Raw genomic sequence first — 16,699 nt, 5'->3', positions numbered from 1 at the left:
GTGTTCCATGGAACTACTTACAATGCGGTTTCACCGGTTTCGCCGGTCCGAATGCGGACGGCCGCGCTCAGATCGCGCACGAAGATCTTTCCGTCACCGATGCTGCCGGTTTTCGCGGCCCGCGAGATGGTCTCGAGCACCTTGGCCACTTGGGCGTCTTGGATCGCGACTTCCAATTTCACCTTGGGCACGAACTCGATCGTGTATTCCTGTCCCCGGTAGGTTTCCTTATGTCCCTTCTGCCGGCCGAACCCTTTGACCTCGGTGACGGTCATCCCCTGGACGCCGATTTCCAGCAACGCGTCTTTGACCTCGTCTAGTTTGAACGGTTTGATAATAGCTTCAACCAATTTCATATCTGCCTCCTAGCAAGTCAGATGGCGCTGGGGACATTGTTGAACCAGACGAGCAATCCGAAACCGGCGGCGGTACGAGATCTCATTGCGACACGTTGAAAAGGCATTGACGGCACCGCCCGCTCATGAATAGGCACGTTCATTATGTTGCGTGATATCCAACCCAGTCGCCTCTTCTTCAGGCGAGACACGCAGGCCGACGGCTCCTTCGACCAATTTCAAAATCAGGTACGTGCCCACAAACGAAAAAATGACAGACGCCGCCACGGCGATGCACTGCACGACGAACTGACCGGAATTGCCGAAGAACAACCCGTCCGCGGCGGACGGATTTACGGCTTTCGAGGCGAAGAGCCCAACGGCCAGAGTTCCAAGAATCCCACCCACGCCATGGGTTCCCATGACGTCGAGGCTGTCATCATAGCCGATCTTACCCTTCCAAACAATTGCGGCATACGAACACACGCCCGCAGCAATGCCCACGACCAGGGCGGATCCGGGACGAAGATAGCCGGCACCGGCCGTCGATGTCGCCAGGCCCGCCAATGCGCCACTCGCGATTCCCAGCACCGTCGGTTTTCCGCGGTGCTGCCACTCCACGACCATCCAAGCCAGCGCGGCAGAGATGGCCGTCACGTGTGTGACCGTCATCGCGCCAACCGCAACGGCGTTGGCCCCTCGCGCGCTTCCACCATTGAAGCCAAACCATCCGACCCACAGCAGACCGGTCCCCAGCAGGACGAACGGAAGATTGTGCGGGGCCATGTAGTCGGTGCGCCAACCACGGCGTTTGCCGAGAACCATGGCGCATGCCAGCGCACTCAGCCCGGAGCTGATATGCACGACCGTGCCGCCGGCAAAATCCAGTACGCCCAACTTGTTGAGCCATCCACCTCCCCAGACCCAATGCGCCAGCGGAACATACACGAAGAGCGACCATAAAGCGGCGAACACCACCGCCGGGCCAAAGCGCATCCGCTCAGCGAAGGCCCCCGCAATCAGCACAGGAGTGAATGCCGCAAACAGCATCTGAAACAGCATGAAGGCTTCATGCGGTACCGTCGGAGCGTAGACGGGATGGGGCGCGCCACCCACGCCGGATAATCCGACCCAATCCAGACCGCCGATCACGCCGCCGCGATCGGGACCAAACGCCAGGCTGTAACCACAGATGACCCAGATGGCGCTCACCACGCAGAGGATCGCGAACGTCTGCACCATCGTGCCGATCACGTTCTTGCTTCGGACAAGCCCGCCATAGAAAAATGCCATGCCCGGCACGACCATCCCGAGCACCAACGCCGTCGCCGCGAGCATCCAGGCCGTATCGCCGCTGTTGACTGCACCCGCCGCCCCCGGAGGCAACTCCTCAGCGCACAGGTCGGCCGCGCGGCCGCAGATCCCTATGAGCAATGCGGCCATCGACAGCCGTAACCGGCTTGCACCTCCCATCATGAACCTCCTCATGATCCGCTCGATTCAATGCCCCGGTACCTGTTTGTAATCGGCATTCGTCGGTCTTTTCCCAATCCCCGGTGCGTGATCTTGATTCCAACCGGAGCCTGCCGGCGCTTGTACTCGCTCCGATCAACAAGGGACACGACGCGTAAGACTGATTTCTTGGGAAAACCCATCCCGACCATGTCGTCGACGGACCGGTCGTCCTCCACGTACGCTTTCAGGATCGGGTCCAGCACCGGATAGGGCGGCAGACTGTCTTCGTCTTTTTGGTTCGGGCGCAACTCTGCCGTAGGGGGCCGTTCCAGTATACGTTTGGGTATCGCGGCCTCCGTGCCGCGACAGTTGCGTCGCGCCGCCAATTCATACACCATCGTCTTCGGCACATCTTTGATGACGGCAAAGCCGCCGGCCATATCGCCATAGAGCGTGGCATAGCCTACGCTCATCTCGCTCTTGTTGCCGGTTGTCAGGACCAAGTGTCCGAACTTGTTGGAGAGCGCCATTAAGAGATTCCCGCGGATCCTCGCCTGAAGATTCTCTTCCGTCGAATCAGGTGTCGTCGAGCGAAACAAGGTCTTCAACGAACGCAGATAGGTCTTGAAGGCCGGAGTGATGGAAATTGTTTTTAACTGGATGCCGAGCCGGCGAGCCAGCTCATGCGTGTCGTCGCGGCTCTCTTTCGAGGTGTATGGGGAAGGCATGAACACTCCCATCACGTTCTCCGCTCCCAGCGCGTCGACGGCGATCACCGCCGTCAGTGCGGAATCCACACCGCCACTCAAGCCGATCACGGCCCGCCTGAACCCGTTCTTGCTCACATAGTCGCGCACCCCCAGCGTCAGGGCACCATAGACTTCATCGAGAGGATGGGTCAATGGTTCAATCGGCGCACCCAGACGGGTTTTCCTCACACCGGTTCGAACGCTCACCGTCCAGCGGTCAATCGCCGCTCCGGAGGATGGGTGCGCGGAGGGTTTGCGTCCTTGGACGATGCGGGCTCGTTTGACAGACTCCACATCCAGATCCGCGACCAGAAGATCCTCTTCGAAACCCTTGGCGCGTCCGATGAGTTCGCCCGTATGGTCGACGATGACGCTGTGCCCGTCGAACACCAATTCGTCCTGCCCGCCGACCGTATTCGTATAGGCGACGATGACGCGATTGTCCCGCGCGCGGGTCGCCAACATCTGCTCGCGTGAACGGCTCTTGCCCATGTGAAACGGCGAGGCGTTGATGTTGACGATGACTTCGGCCCCCGCCGCAGCCTGTGAACGCGCCGGACCTTCGGGAAGCCAAATGTCTTCACAGATATTGACGCCGATCGGCGTGCCGTTTACCGTGATCAACGGAACGCGATCCCCGGGATAAAAATACCGGCTCTCATCGAACACACCATAGTTCGGCAGGTACCACTTCCCATAGCTGGTCACGACCCGGCGGTCGGCGATGATCGCCGCCGCATTGTACAGCTCATGACCGGCCCCGCGGACAAGTGGCGACAACCGATCCTTCCGACCGGAGAGTTCGCCCTGCCCGACCCAGCCTATGACGGCCACCAAACCCTTGCTTGCACGCGCTACCTCGGCCAACGCCTTTCGATTGTCCTCGACAAATTGAGGTTTGAGCAGGAGATCTTCCGGCGGATACCCGGTAATCGTCAGCTCAGGAAATGCGATCAGGTCGGGATTGGCCTTGCGGGCTTCCCGAATCCAACCAGTGATCCGGCGGACATTACCGTCCAGATCACCCACCGTCGGGTTCATCTGCACCATGGCGATCCGAAATGTCCTCATTCTTTTTACCGCCATTGATTTGGATGATGCTCAAACAGACGAACCGGCAAGGCCGCAAGGAAGAGTGGCCGCGAGGCATGCTCCCTTCCGCACGTTGAGCGGCTAAACCGACTGAGAACGAAGTCAGGTTGCTGTTTCAGCATCATCCCAAAAAAAACGTCCTCAATCCCTATGAGCGGGATCGAGGACGTCGTTGTCCATTATCGGAGAAGTGTCGATTGGGAGACTCCGTTGTCTCCGGCAAACTGGGCGCAACGGTATCATCCGACCTGCAATTCTGTCAAACAGGTTCCCGTTACGATTCCCACTCAATACTTCCGTAGCGTCACAGCGGGAAGCCCCCACAGCACGCGTCGAACCGTATGCCGAAGCCTGTCGGAAACTTCGGTCAGGACATGCGCGGATCGGGCTACAAGTTTGACCGCCACTGCCGGCCCCTCCGGCCGTGACACTCCACCCAGCAGGGCTCCCTTGTGCCCATCCAACTGCATCGCGAGTTCCGATTCGAGGCGGTCACGGGTCGCACTGTCGGCGCCATCTCCCACAATGAACAGCGATGCCACATAGTCCCAGTCGCCTGCCAGGCCGACCGAGCCGGGATTGATGTCGTATCGTTCACGAATTGTGGCGCCGGTCGGCATCACGACCCGGATGTCGTTACACAGACTCGTGAATGCCCACCGCTCGCCCCGCGCGATACGGCCGGAGGCCACCGCATCCCACAATAGCACCGTCGCTCCACGAGCGAGTGTCACCTCGATCGATTGGCGAAACCGTGACTCCGCGAACGGAATGGTCTGTTCAGGAAACCATTCAAGGATTGCCCGAGGAGCCAGGCTCAGTGTGATTTCTTGAAATGACTCCTCGGAAAGAGACCGATAGACACGATTCGCGGCCGGCGTGGACACCAGCACATGCGTGCCAGTCTCAAGACGGATGTCGAGGCGCAGATGGTCTCCACCGACGAGCCCCCCTGATGGGTTCAACAAGAGCGTGTAGGCCGCCCCGGATTCATCCAGATAGATGGGAGGAAAGAGATGCCACGGCGTTTGAGATTTCGTCCGGCCGAAGACGGTGCGCGAACCGTCGTGGACATATTGAATGGCGAGCGTCCCGGCGCGTCCGATGTGGTGAGTCGGATCTCGCTGAAGCGACGGCCGTGGACGTCTCCTTCGCGAGCTCACTGTCCGGTCATGCTTGCGGGGCAGGCTGATGGATCCACTCCTCGACCCATCCGACAACCTGATCGAGCCCTTCTCCGCTCAAGAGGTTGGTGAACATAAACGGTAGACCGCTACGCATGCGTCGACTATCACGATCCATCACCCCTAGATCGGCTCGAACTTGCGGCGCCAAGTCTATCTTGTTGATCACCAGCAGATCCGATCGCGTGATCCCAGGTCCGCCTTTACGCGGAATCTTGTCGCCTGCCGCGACATCGATGACATAGATGACCTTGTCGACCAGTTCAGGGCTGAACGTCGCCGCCAAGTTGTCGCCGCCGCTCTCGACGAACATCAGTTCCACGTCCGGATGGCGTTTCAGCAGATCGTCGAGAGCCTCCTGATTGTGCGAGGCATCTTCACGGATGGCAGTATGGGGGCACCCGCCTGTCTCGACGCCGAGAATGCGGTCTTGCGGCAACGCCCCTTTTTTCGTGAGAAATTCGGCGTCCTCTTTCGTGAAAATATCGTTCGTCACTACGGCTAGACTATATCGATCGCGCAGCTTCCGGCAGAGCGCTTCGACAAGCGCGGTCTTCCCCGAGCCGACAGGACCGCCGATTCCAATGACGGGTATGTGTTGGTGCCGTGCCCGCGTCGCTCGTCCGCTCCCCACAAAATGTTCATCTCCTCGATGCATATTTCCCCCTCTTGGCTTATGAACGGAAAAGCCTGGACTCCAACCTGTGATGTCTCATGGCGTAAATGTCCTGAACAGGAGACCAGAAAGACATATGGCCTGACAAGAGCACCTCTTCGCTCAGCTTATCGATAACGGCGGTCCATCTGTGCAGCAGATTCTGAGCCTCGCGTTGTCCGACCGGCAGCAACTTCATGGCCGCAGAGACCAACCCGACAGCATTGTGATAGAGATACCCTGCGACAGTCTCGCGGCGCGGCCATTCGCATGCAGCCAGTGTCAGCCCCATTGCGACAGCGTGGTGACCAAATGCATGTCCCGTTTCGACCTTCGCTTGGAACTGTCTCAGGAGTTTGCAGACCGGCATGTGCTCCGCGGAGATCCGTATCACCTGCCGCCCCATTTGACGACTGGCCAGTCTAGAATCACGGCCGATCTTCATCGCATCAAGATCTCGGTCAATTGTCAGCGCACGTGCAAGATCGTTCGACACCAACGCGTCATGGGCTTCACGTACGGCAACGGCTTCTCGCTTGCCCAGACCGCCTCGTAACAAATCTTCGACGTAGCGAGATAGCCCTTCGCCGTTCGTCAACGCGCCGGCTTGCACGGCGGCTTCCAATCCCGACGAAAACGCATAGCCTCCGGACGGAAAAAAACTGTCGAGGAATCGAAGGCCTTCGAGTAACGCGAGCGTATCCATTAACTGAGCCTTTCTTTGATCTGATCGTGCACATTTTGAAGTGCCGTAATGTCACAGCAACCGCCAGATTTTATGTATTCCGTATGCAGCGATTCTTTCTTCATCCTATCAATATGTCTATCTCTCACAAAAAACCACCACGCATTGGTGAATGATGCAAGTTCATTTTTCAGAATTGTTCCATTAACATAAGACTCGATGTTGTCACAATTCGCTTTAGTAAGTCTTTCAAGAACCTTCGATGCCTTGAGATAGCTGGATGAACTCTTAACCTCTATTAAATAGACTTTCTTTTCAAGAAAATCTAAAGCCACAAAATCAAGATCTGCCTTCCATGGATTTCCATGAATATTCTTTTGAATTGCGGCTTGTGGAAGGACTGGAAACTGTCTATCTCTTCCCAAAAATCCATTTCACCTTCTCGCTGCCCCTACTAAACTGCGTCTAACGCTCACACGGCTACTAACTTTAGAATGGTATTAAGCGAGAACACAGCGCAATGACCCTTGAGACATCCCTGAACAACCTACGTGCGAGCACCCGAGACGACTTTGGGGACGTTTTCATCAGCCTCTCAAAAGAGGAAGTACCGCTGCGCCATCGGCAGAACAACAGCCGGCTCACAGGTGATCCGCTCGCCGTCCGCCGTAACCACGTACGTTTCCGGATCGACCTCGATGTGAGGAAGAGCATCGTTGAGCTTGAGGTCGCGCTTCTTGACCGTCCGGCAGTTCTTGACCGCCACCATGCGCCGCTGCAGGCCCAATTTCTCCGGCACCTCCAGATCGAGCGACACTTGCGAAACGAACGTGATGCTCGTACTCGCCAATGCGCGTCCATAGGCTCCGAACATCGGCCGGCTAATGATAGGTTCCGGCGTCGGGATCGACGCATTCGGATCGCCCATCTGAGCCTGCGCGATGAAGCCGCTTTTCAAAACCATCTCGGGCTTGATCCCGAAAAACGCCGGCTTCCAGACCACCACATCGGCGACTTTTCCCACTTCCACCGATCCAACTTCATGGGCCACGCCATGGGCGAGTGCCGGATTGATCGTGTATTTGGCGACATAGCGCTTTGCCCGGAAATTGTCGTGTTGCGCCTTCCCGGGCTGAATACCGCGTTCGGTCAAGTGGCCGCGCTGCAGTTTCATCTTGTGCGCAGTCTGCCAGGTGCGAATGATCAATTCTCCGATCCGTCCCATGGCCTGTGTGTCCGAGGACATCATGCTGATCGCCCCCATGTCGTGCAGCACGTCTTCCGCGGCGATCGTCTCGCGTCTGATCCGCGATTCCGCGAACGCAACGTCTTCGGGAACCTTTTTGTTCAAGTGGTGACAGACGATCATCATGTCCAGATGTTCATCCAGCGTGTTGACCGTGAACGGCATCGTCGGGTTCGTCGAAGACGGAAGACAGTTGGGCTCTCCGCAGACCTTGAGAATGTCGGGCGCATGCCCTCCACCCGCCCCTTCCGTGTGATAGGTATGGATCGTCCGACCCTTGAAAGCCTTGATCGTATCTTCGACAAAACCGGCCTCGTTCAGGGTGTCGGTATGCAGCGCCACCTGCACGTCATAACGATCGGCGACCGACAGCGCGCAGTCGATGGCGGCAGGCGTCGAGCCCCAGTCCTCGTGCACTTTCAATCCAAGGGCTCCGGCCTCGATCTGTTCGTTCAACGCATCGGGCATCGAGCAGTTTCCCTTGCCGGTAAAACCCAGGTTCATAGGAATGCCTTCCGCTGCTTCCAGCATCCTGGCGATGTTCCATGGACCAGGCGTCGAGGTCACCGCGTTCGTCCCGGTGGCCGGGCCAGTGCCCCCGCCGATCATGGTCGTGATGCCGGCAGACAACGCTTCCCAGCACTGTTGCGGACAAATGAAGTGCACATGCGTTTCGAGCGCTCCCGCCGTGACGATGCACCCTTCCGCGGAAATAGCCTCAGTCCCGGCTCCGCACTCCATTCCAGCCGTCACGTTCGGCATCGTGTCGGGATTGCCGGCCTTCCCGATGCCGACGATGCGTCCGTTCTTAATACCGATATCGGCCTTCACAATCCCCCAGTAGTCGAGGATGAGCGCATTCGTAATCACCGTGTCGAGCGCACCGCCGGCATTGGTGGCTCCAGAGGATTGGCCCATGCCGTCGCGCAATACCTTCCCACCTCCAAACACCGCCTCATCCCCGTAGGATGTGAAATCCTTTTCGATCTCGATCAGCAGATCCGTATCCGCCAAACGCACGCGGTCGCCGACGGTCGGCCCGAACAGATCCGAATATTGCTTGCGTGGGATCTTCACCGTGCGCCTCCTTGTCCCGAGAACCCTTGCTCCCCTGCCCGGGCCAAAGCCTTCGTCTTGACCTGTGGATCGTCCAGCGAGCCGTTGGTCAATCCGTTGATGCCGTGCCCCATCCGCTTCCCTGCCACATTCACGAGCGTGACCCGTTTCTCCTCGCCGGGTTCGAACCGAACGGCGGTTCCTGCGGGGATTTGAAGCCGAAATCCAAATGCCTGCTCGCGATCGAATTTCAGCGCACGATTGACTTCGAAAAAATGGCAGTGCGATCCGACCTGAATCGGGCGGTCGGCAGTATTCGAGATCGTCATCTCTTTTGTCGTCCGTCCTTGCAGCGCTTCGATGTCGCCGCTTCCGAAGAGAATCTCACCTGGAATAACCGGCTTGGACAGTTCTGCCCGTATGGAAGCCGTCAACGACTTCCCGGTGGATTTCTTCACGCTCTTTTTCACCGGCCGTCTTGTGACTTTTGCACCGGCTCTTTTTTTCATGTTTGCCATATGCGCACTCCTTCCCGGCATCGCAGTGATTGAGCCGACCAAACCTGACTCAACGGATGGGATTATGGATGGTGACGAGCTTGGTTCCGTCGGGGAACGTCCCTTCGACCTGGAATTCATGAATCATTTCCGGAACGCCTGGCATGACATCTTTTCTTGTCAGGAGATTGGCACCATAGGTCATCAATTCCGACACCGACCGACCGTCCCGGATGCCTTCCAGCACCGCGGACGTGAGGTATGCAACGGCTTCGGGATGATTCAATTTGAGGCCTCGAGCCTTCCGCTCCTTCGCCAGCTGTGCAGCCAGGTAAATCATGAGTTTTTCCTGTTCTCGTGGAGTCAGATGCATGGCGGCTCCTCTAACTGGATCGTGGTGGTTGGACCAACCCAAACACGAGCAAGGTGCGGGACGGAAGGAAGACCATTACGTGGTTCCTAGAACATTCTTATTGCGTGGGGAAGGGATCGTAGTCTACGATGCCGACCGTGTCAAGGCGCGTCATCGAACGCGTGGAGGCCGCCTGTGCCGACCGTCCCCTTTCAAGACCGGTGGCGGGATCATCCCGTCTTCGGGTTCGTCGATTGGATCCTTCGCGGGATCGGCCAGGTTGTGTTCCAGAATAATCCTCGCTCCGGCGCCATCATCCTTGCCGGCATCTTCTACAACTCCTGGATCTACGGAACAATCTGTCTGTTCGCCACGATTGTCAGCACGCTGACCGCGATCCTGTTCAAAGCCGATAAGGGCATGATCAAAGACGGCCTCTTCGGATTCAACGGTGCGTTGATCGGAATCGCCTTCGTCGCCTACACGAGTCCGAATTTTACGACCGGCAACGTCCCAAACGCCTATCTCATTTTCTACATCATGCTCTGCGCCGTCTTCACGACGATCATCCTACCGGCGTTCGGCGCCTTGTTAGGTCCGCACAGGGTTCCAGGTCTGACGATGCCCTTCGTCCTGGCAACGTGGTTTTTCCTCGGCGCGCTCCTCCAATTCACGACCATCGATGTCTCCAACGCGCTCAAACCGACTTCACCGGCCGACTTCAGCGGTCCAAGGCCCGACTATACCTGGATCACCTGGTTCCACGGCATCACGATGGGGATCGCGGAAATATTTTTTCAGGACAACTGGGTAACCGGCATCGTCATTCTGACCGGCATCGCCGTCAACACTCGCATCGGGGCGCTGATGGCCTTGATGGGCTCAACACTCGCTGTCGGCGTCGCCGTCCTTTACGGAGCCCACGATGAGGCCATCAGGGATGGCCTGTTCGGCTACAATGCGGCGCTAACCGCGATGGCCTTGGGAGGCATGTTTCTCGTATTCAACCTGCCTGCATTCCTCTATGCATTCATCGGAGCTCTGGTGACGGCACGCGTCTGGGCTTCGTTGGGCATTTTCCTGGAACCGGCCGGTATGCCGGTGCTGACATCGGCCTTCGTGTTTGTCACCTGGCTGATGCTGCTGGCAAAGGACGGATTTTCAAGCCTGATTCCCGTCGCACCCGCCGATGCCACCACACCTGAGGACAACCTACGGCGCTTCGGCAAATCTTCCTAGCAAGCGGCCTGCACCTGCGTTGGATTCCTCTGCGCACAGGAGAGACGTGCCACCCCGCGCAAGGCCGTCGAGTCGATGCTCCCTCTTCACTCCGCCCTTGCATGATTTCAGAAAAGATAGATGACGTCGAGAGACAGCGTGGGCTGATAGGTCGTCGCCCGCCCGCCGACTTGAAAGACGTGCTGACTGGATTTGTCGTAGCGATATTCGAGTCTGGTGATGAGCGAATCGAATGGTTTGTATTGCAACGTCGAGGTCACTTCCCACACCGTCTGTGCGACCGCCGGAGCACTTCCCGTCGACGAGGCCCCAAAACAGACGTTCGCCCTGGGCTGATAGTCGGTCGTACCGCCGCACGAGACATAGCCTCCGGCATCCTCGAACAGTTCGCTGCGAAACCGGAAACCCCATCGCCGGTTTAGATCATACATCACATATCCGGCGACACCGTTCCATCGCGCATTTCCCGATGCACTGATCGTGCTGCTTCCTGACTGATTCGCATAGTACGATTCGACGACAACCGATGCCTGGTCGGTGACACGCACGCTGACATAGCCTCCACCGAGAAACAGCGTGCCGCCAGATGTACCGGTGGGACCCGATCTCGGTCCGGCCAGCGCGTACAGTGTAACCGACGTGTTCTTGGATGGCGCGAGCGTCAGTGCGGACTCGACCAGATAATCGTGCCGGGAATCGGCGCGTGCTGAATTGATGTAGCCGATAAGTCCCACTGTCAATGACACCTGGTCGTCAAATCGATAGGACAGGCGGCCACCGCGGGTCGTGAACGGCTGTCCAATTCCGAAGAGCCACGAACGGGAATAGTTGGCGTTGCGCGGACTTTCCACCACTTCATAGCCGACCACGCTGTTGAATTGGCCCAGCTTGATGTCGAGGCCCTTGCCCACCGGCGCGAGATACTGAACATAGAACTCTTGAAAGTCCGACCAATCACTCAGGTTGGTGCCTCCAATGAAATCGGAATCACGCCCCGCATTGAACTTCAATTTAAACCCCAACCGGTCCGCCCAGTTGCCACTAGTGGATTGAGATTCCCGTTCCAGCACAACCTGTGCGAGATTCGGCCGCACCTCATTGGAATTGACGTCGAAAATCCGGAGTTGATTGATTCGATTGGACGGGTTGTTGAAATTCTGAGTGTACGAACCTTCGAGGTACCCGTAAAGACGGATATTCAGCTTCTCGGACAGGATGCGCTTCCCAACGGCCCGTTCGGCTGCCTTGAGTCGCAGCGCCACGTGCTCGAGATATCCGATGCCGCCGTCAGGATCTTCGGACTGGGCGTACGTTTGACTGGAGAAGAGAGAAATACAGAATAGGGACAGGATGAAGCGGAGCAGGCCGGCTGCAAAGGCAGCTCCTCGACGAGGTTGGCGGTCCGTCACCTTCACATCGGCTCGTTCACCACTGTCTTGGCATCGTACATATCCGACACACCGGAGGGCTTCTCACCCTTGAACATGGTCACGGTGATCGAAGTCCGGCGGGACATCATCAGGACGTCGAACCGTTGGCTCAGATGGAAGTAATCATATCCTTCACGAATGGTCAGGTCTGCACAGCGGCGTAGCAGGTATTTATCAAGTTGCTCCTGTGGGGTAAAGGAACTGACGCGATACTCGACACGGAAAACGTTTTCCTTCAGCTGCTCGACATCGTCCTTATCGACGTGATCCAGCGACGTGTACCGCGAGGTCGCGCAGGCCGGAAGGAGAGCCATAAGCATAACGGAGCATATTGTGAGAGCTGTTCTATTCATGTGTGGAACCTTGAACCTAGGTGGGGAATAGTAGCGGGGGCACCGGAGGATATCAACCGATGGTGGTCAGCGATTCGTCATCAACACTCGCAAAGCATGAACAATACTGTACGCTAAACCGTTAGGTGCTGCCTGACCATCTCAGCATTCAGCTCATGACTTTTCCCGGCCGCCACGACGGCCCCCTTCGCCATGACGACATATTTTTCAGCCAGCCGGGCAGCGAAATGGAGGCCCTGTTCGACCAGTAGAATCGCGAACCGCCGTGAATGTTTGAACCCTATGATCACGTCCTCGATCTGATCGACGATGGAAGGCTGAATGCCTTCAGTCGGCTCATCCAGCAGCAGCATCTTCGGGTTAGACAGGATCGCCCGTCCAATCGCCAGTTGCTGCTGTTCACCGCCGCTCAACACCCCACCCGGACGGTCGAGAATCTGCGTCAGTTTTGGAAATAGCCGATAGACTTCCTCAAACGCCGCCTTCTCCACATCGCCGGCTGGAGAATCCGATCTGGCCCAAAACCCCAACTTCAGATTTTCCCGTACAGTGAGATGTGGAATGATTTCCCGCCCCTGAGGAACGTAGGCGAGGCCAAGACGCGCCCTACGGTCCGGCGTCAGCTTCGTCACGTCCGTTCCATTGAAGAATAATTCTCCGGAGCGGACAGCCAGCAGGCCGGTGATGACTTTGAGCGTCGTGGTCTTCCCTACCCCATTGCGGCCCATGAGGCACGCCACTTCACCGGCTTCGACCGTGAACGAGACGTTCCGCAGAATGTGGCTTTCTCCGTAGAAGGCATTGACCCGTCTCAAGTCCAATATGACATTCCGACCGTTCGATTCAGAGGGCATTAGTGGGCCACTTTCTGCCGTCCCAGATAAATTTCGCGAACCCGATCGTCAGCTTGGACTTTCTCCACCGTGCCTTCGCAGATGACGGTGCCTTCGTGCAACACGGTGACGGTTCTGGCGATCTGGCGCACGAATTCCATATCGTGTTCGATCACGACGATGGCATGCTGTTTGGCCAACGACTGCAGGAGGACACCCGTCTGTTCTGTTTCTTTGTCGGTCATGCCGGCGACCGGCTCATCAACCAGCAGCAACTGCGGATCCTGCAGGATGACCATACCGATTTCGAGCCATTGTTTCTGTCCGTGAGACAGCGAACCCGCTCTCGTGTGGGCATGCAGCTGTAGTCCGATGGTGTCCAACGCGGCGGCGATCCGTTCACGTTCTTCCGGCGTCGATTTTCCGATCAACGTCGGGAAAACGCCCTTGCTCGGACGTTTTAACGACAGATCGAGATTTTCCCATACGGTCAAATTGCCATAAATCGACGGAGCCTGGAATTTTCTCCCGATACCCAGCTTGACGATCTCGTCCTCGCGCCGGCCGATCAACTCGACATCCTTGCCGAAGATCACGCGCCCCGCAGCGGGCTTGGTCTTCCCGCAGATCACATCGAGCAACGTCGTTTTGCCGGCGCCATTCGGACCGATGACGACGCGCAGCTCGTTGTAATTGACGATGAAATTAAGATTGTTCAGCGCCTTGAACCCGTCGTAATCGACAATGACGCCTTCCAGGTAGATGATCGACCCGCGTTCGCTCATGAGCGTTCAGCCTCGATCACGACGGGAACTTTTCTGGAAACCGTATGTTCCCTCAACCTACGTCCGATCCCGATGAGGCCGTCGGGAAACAGCAGAACGACTACCACAAAGAGTCCTCCGAGCATGAAGGGCCACAACTCGGGAAAATAATTGGTCAGGACGCTGCGTCCGAGATTCACGCTGACGGCTCCCAATACGGCTCCGGCCAACGTGCCTCTTCCTCCAACGGCCACCCAGATGACCATTTCCAATGACGGCAGTACGCCGATCTGCGCCGGAGTAATGATGCCGACTTGCGGCACGTAAAGCATCCCCGCAAGACCTGCGAGCGCGGCAGCCACGATGAACACGAATAATTTATAGTTCGCCGGTGTGTAGCCGGAAAACACGACACGCGCCTCGCTGTCGCGCACGGCAACCAGCACTCGTCCTGCCCGGGACCGAATGATCCACCGGCAGAGCAGGTAGGCTCCACCAAGACACAGCACCGTCAGCACATAGAGCGCCCGCTGCGTGCCCGGCTCCGACAGCCTGAAACCCAGAAGCTGTTTGAAATCGGTCAGGCCGTTGGTGCCGCCCAGATTCGTCTCATTACGGTTGAACACGAGCCATGCGACGAGGGCGAGAGCCTGGGTGATGATGGCAAAATAGACACCCTTGATTCGGCTGCGGAAGGCGAGGAATCCAAATACGAGCGCGAAGAGGGTCGGGACAAGGATGGCCCCGACGACGGCGACAGGAAAGCTGTAGAACGGTTTCCAGAATATGGGGAGTTCCTTGACCTGATTCCACACCATGAAATCAGGAAGGTCGCTTCCGTACACGCTCTCCTTGCCGATCGCCAGCATGAGGTGCATGCCCATGCAGTAGGCCCCCAGCCCGAAAAACACTCCCTGCCCCAGACTCAGGATGCCGGTGTAGCCCCAAATGAGGTCCAGACCCAATGCGAGAATGGCAAAAGCCAGAAATTTGCCGAACCGGTTGAGCGAAAAATCGGACAGATGCAGCCAGGACTCCTCCGGCGGCAGGACGTTGAGCAACGGCATGAGGATCAGCAACACAAACCCCGCAGCCCAGAAGGAGAGGCCGACTTCACGGGCCTGGCGGGGCTGGAGATCAGGAGACTCGGACATGGTTCATCCGGCAATTACGAATCGGCATGGCGCCCCTTGATGGCAAACAAACCGGACGGCCGCCATTGTAAAAATAAAATTACAAGGACGAGGATGCAGACCTTTCCGTAAACCGCTCCCAAACTCGGCTCGAGCACCTTGTTCAACCCGCCGATTCCCAGGGCCGCGACGATCGTGCCGGCCAGCTTGCCAACACCGCCCGTCACCACCACCATGAACGAATCCACGATATAGTTTTGACCAAGACCCGGCTCGACGTTCCCAATCAAGGTCAAGGCCCAGCCGGCGATGCCGGCCAGCCCCGAACCGAACGCAAAGGTATAGGCATCGACTTTTCTCGTGGGAATACCGAGACACGCGCTCATATTCCGATTCTGCGTCACCGCTCGAACGCGAAGTCCGAGGTTGGAACGGAACAGCAGTCCATAGATGCCCAGCACACAGATGATGGATAATGCGATGATGAACAAACGGTTGTTGGGGAAAAAGACTCCAACCATCACCTGCTGCCCTCCGCTCAACCAGCCGGGTGCGACCACGGCCGTGAGATCGCCGAAATATACGCGCGCCGCCTGCATGAGCACCAGGCTCACTCCCCACGTCGCCAGCATGGTTTCGAGCGGACGCCCGTACAGAAACCGTATGACCGTGGCCTCCAGAATCAATCCGCTCAAGGCCGCCAACACAAACGCCACGGGCAGGGCAAAAGCGAAATAATAATCGAACATCGCCGGCGGCAGCAATGACTTGAAGAGTTCCTGGGTGAGGAAGGTCGCATAGGCGCCGACCATCATCAACTCTCCGTGCGCCATATTGATGACGCCCATCAGACCGAACACGATGGCCAGCCCCACCGACATAATCAGGAGGATAGAACTGAGGCTGATCCCTCGGAAGATGGTTTCAATGGCGTTCGACCAGGCCCCCCACGTTTCGATCCGCTCGATTGCGGCGGACGACCGTTTGGCCAATTCCTTTTGTGCGTCTGTGGAGTTGGAGGCTCGACCGGCCGTCATCATTTCTTGAAGCGCCGGCACGCCGTTCTGACTCGACAAGGCTCCCAACGTATCGATCGCCTCGAGCTTGGAGGCCTGGTCATTCAACGATAACTTGAGCAGCGCTGCGGCTTCCTGCATCGTATAGCGCACCCATTTTTTGTCTTCCTTCGCAGCCGCGGCTTCCAGCCATGGAATCGCGACGACCCGGCCGGACGTGCCCAAATCCGTGGCAGCGGAACGACGAACATGGGAGGCAGGATCGTCGAGATTGCTCCGGTTTCGAATGAGATCCATCACCGGCTTGATCGCCAGACGAATGGGGCGCTCCGCACCAGCGCGGATCTCATCGAGACGCGGAAGCAGTGTCGCATCTCCCTGTTGGATGACCGCGGCAAGCGCCGTGTCGCGCACCGTGTCGTCTTCACTGGTTATCTGGGTAAGTGCCTGTTCGAGCGGCATGATCACCGGCTGAGCCGAAGAGTCCGCCGCCAGCGCTGAAGTCCCTGCCTGCGCAAGGCACAGAATCACAGCCCATACCATGGCTGCCTGTCTCATGCTTTTCACGAATCCTCCCGAACACGACAACGGGTGACGTCGGCCATTTGCCTCGTCACCCGCTCGT

At 57.7% G+C, this 16,699-nt stretch carries 17 protein-coding genes; 1 reads left to right on the top strand and 16 read right to left on the bottom strand.

What is annotated here, in order from left to right; all coding sequences use genetic code 11:
* Nucleotides 1-17: 17 nt before the first annotated feature.
* From W02_RS19345 to W02_RS19300, 10 genes are all read right to left on the bottom strand, one after another.
* Entirely contained in the window at nt 18-356 is a 339-nt protein-coding gene (locus W02_RS19345) for a P-II family nitrogen regulator (protein ID WP_173050741.1), read from the bottom strand.
* A gap of 123 nt (nt 357-479) precedes the next feature.
* Nucleotides 480-1,811, bottom strand: a complete 1,332-nt coding sequence (locus tag W02_RS19340) for an ammonium transporter (protein ID WP_232068596.1) — start codon at nt 1,809-1,811, stop codon at nt 480-482.
* A gap of 8 nt (nt 1,812-1,819) precedes the next feature.
* Complete coding sequence (locus tag W02_RS19335; protein ID WP_173050738.1) at nt 1,820-3,610, bottom strand: NAD+ synthase; 1,791 nt, start codon at nt 3,608-3,610, stop codon at nt 1,820-1,822.
* Nucleotides 3,611-3,918: 308 nt separating this feature from the next.
* Nucleotides 3,919-4,794 (bottom strand): urease accessory protein UreD, encoded by an 876-nt coding sequence (locus tag W02_RS19330; protein ID WP_173050736.1) that lies wholly within the window; start codon nt 4,792-4,794, stop codon nt 3,919-3,921.
* A gap of 7 nt (nt 4,795-4,801) precedes the next feature.
* Nucleotides 4,802-5,473 (bottom strand): urease accessory protein UreG, encoded by a 672-nt coding sequence (ureG, locus tag W02_RS19325; RefSeq protein WP_173050734.1) that lies wholly within the window; start codon nt 5,471-5,473, stop codon nt 4,802-4,804.
* 16 nt (nt 5,474-5,489) lie between these two features.
* On the bottom strand, nt 5,490-6,176 hold the full coding sequence (locus W02_RS19320) for an urease accessory protein UreF (RefSeq protein ID WP_173050732.1): 687 nt from the start codon (nt 6,174-6,176) through the stop codon (nt 5,490-5,492).
* Nucleotides 6,176-6,580: a hypothetical protein gene (locus W02_RS19315; protein ID WP_173050730.1), complete on the bottom strand. Its 405-nt coding sequence runs from the start codon at nt 6,578-6,580 to the stop codon at nt 6,176-6,178. Before W02_RS19315 ends, W02_RS19320 begins: the two co-directional genes overlap by 1 nt.
* Nucleotides 6,581-6,750: 170 nt before the next feature.
* Complete coding sequence (gene ureC / locus W02_RS19310; RefSeq protein WP_197742072.1) at nt 6,751-8,478, bottom strand: urease subunit alpha; 1,728 nt, start codon at nt 8,476-8,478, stop codon at nt 6,751-6,753.
* The gene (locus W02_RS19305; RefSeq protein ID WP_305080027.1) at nt 8,475-8,975 is read right to left on the bottom strand and encodes an urease subunit beta; all 501 of its coding nucleotides are present in this window, start codon (nt 8,973-8,975) and stop codon (nt 8,475-8,477) included. Before W02_RS19305 ends, ureC begins: the two co-directional genes overlap by 4 nt.
* 49 nt (nt 8,976-9,024) lie before the next feature.
* A complete protein-coding gene (locus W02_RS19300) occupies nt 9,025-9,327 on the bottom strand; it encodes an urease subunit gamma (RefSeq protein WP_173050728.1) in 303 nt (100 codons plus the stop codon).
* Nucleotides 9,328-9,501: 174 nt separating this feature from the next.
* Between W02_RS19300 and W02_RS19295 the strand changes: the two genes are divergently transcribed.
* On the top strand, nt 9,502-10,545 hold the full coding sequence (locus W02_RS19295) for an urea transporter (RefSeq protein ID WP_173050726.1): 1,044 nt from the start codon (nt 9,502-9,504) through the stop codon (nt 10,543-10,545).
* Nucleotides 10,546-10,652: 107 nt separating this feature from the next.
* On the opposite strand, the gene W02_RS19290 is transcribed toward W02_RS19295, so the two are convergent.
* From W02_RS19290 to urtB, 6 genes are all read right to left on the bottom strand, one after another.
* Nucleotides 10,653-11,960 (bottom strand): outer membrane beta-barrel protein, encoded by a 1,308-nt coding sequence (locus tag W02_RS19290; protein WP_173050724.1) that lies wholly within the window; start codon nt 11,958-11,960, stop codon nt 10,653-10,655.
* The gene (locus W02_RS19285; protein WP_173050722.1) at nt 11,957-12,328 is read right to left on the bottom strand and encodes a hypothetical protein; all 372 of its coding nucleotides are present in this window, start codon (nt 12,326-12,328) and stop codon (nt 11,957-11,959) included. Before W02_RS19285 ends, W02_RS19290 begins: the two co-directional genes overlap by 4 nt.
* Before the next feature lie 113 nt (nt 12,329-12,441).
* Nucleotides 12,442-13,182, bottom strand: a complete 741-nt coding sequence (gene urtE, locus W02_RS19280; protein WP_173050719.1) for an urea ABC transporter ATP-binding subunit UrtE — start codon at nt 13,180-13,182, stop codon at nt 12,442-12,444.
* A complete protein-coding gene (urtD, locus tag W02_RS19275) occupies nt 13,182-13,946 on the bottom strand; it encodes an urea ABC transporter ATP-binding protein UrtD (RefSeq protein ID WP_173050717.1) in 765 nt (254 codons plus the stop codon). The genes urtE and urtD overlap by 1 nt, the downstream gene beginning before the upstream one ends.
* Nucleotides 13,943-15,079: an urea ABC transporter permease subunit UrtC gene (urtC, locus tag W02_RS19270; protein ID WP_173050715.1), complete on the bottom strand. Its 1,137-nt coding sequence runs from the start codon at nt 15,077-15,079 to the stop codon at nt 13,943-13,945. The genes urtD and urtC overlap by 4 nt, the downstream gene beginning before the upstream one ends.
* Nucleotides 15,080-15,093: 14 nt before the next feature.
* Nucleotides 15,094-16,632, bottom strand: coding sequence for an urea ABC transporter permease subunit UrtB (gene urtB, locus W02_RS19265; protein ID WP_173050713.1), 1,539 nt, complete (start codon nt 16,630-16,632; stop codon nt 15,094-15,096).
* Nucleotides 16,633-16,699: the final 67 nt, after the last annotated feature.

The sequence above is a fragment of the Nitrospira sp. KM1 genome, assembly GCF_011405515.1.
Lineage (GTDB): Bacteria > Nitrospirota > Nitrospiria > Nitrospirales > Nitrospiraceae > Nitrospira_C.
Note: the sequence above shows the minus strand (reverse complement) of the source record. Positions and strands in the feature narration are given on the sequence as shown.

Coding starts and splice junctions, on each gene's coding strand:
- W02_RS19345 (WP_173050741.1), bottom strand. CDS start 356: ATGAAATTGGTTGAAGCTATTATCAAACCGTTCAAACTAGACGAGGTC.
- W02_RS19340 (WP_232068596.1), bottom strand. CDS start 1,811: ATGATGGGAGGTGCAAGCCGGTTACGGCTGTCGATGGCCGCATTGCTC.
- W02_RS19335 (WP_173050738.1), bottom strand. CDS start 3,610: ATGAGGACATTTCGGATCGCCATGGTGCAGATGAACCCGACGGTGGGT.
- ureG (WP_173050734.1), bottom strand. CDS start 5,473: ATGCATCGAGGAGATGAACATTTTGTGGGGAGCGGACGAGCGACGCGG.
- W02_RS19320 (WP_173050732.1), bottom strand. CDS start 6,176: ATGGATACGCTCGCGTTACTCGAAGGCCTTCGATTCCTCGACAGTTTT.
- W02_RS19305 (WP_305080027.1), bottom strand. CDS start 8,975: ATGGCAAACATGAAAAAAAGAGCCGGTGCAAAAGTCACAAGACGGCCG.
- W02_RS19300 (WP_173050728.1), bottom strand. CDS start 9,327: ATGCATCTGACTCCACGAGAACAGGAAAAACTCATGATTTACCTGGCT.
- W02_RS19285 (WP_173050722.1), bottom strand. CDS start 12,328: ATGAATAGAACAGCTCTCACAATATGCTCCGTTATGCTTATGGCTCTC.
- urtE (WP_173050719.1), bottom strand. CDS start 13,182: ATGCCCTCTGAATCGAACGGTCGGAATGTCATATTGGACTTGAGACGG.
- urtD (WP_173050717.1), bottom strand. CDS start 13,946: ATGAGCGAACGCGGGTCGATCATCTACCTGGAAGGCGTCATTGTCGAT.
- urtC (WP_173050715.1), bottom strand. CDS start 15,079: ATGTCCGAGTCTCCTGATCTCCAGCCCCGCCAGGCCCGTGAAGTCGGC.
- urtB (WP_173050713.1), bottom strand. CDS start 16,632: ATGAGACAGGCAGCCATGGTATGGGCTGTGATTCTGTGCCTTGCGCAG.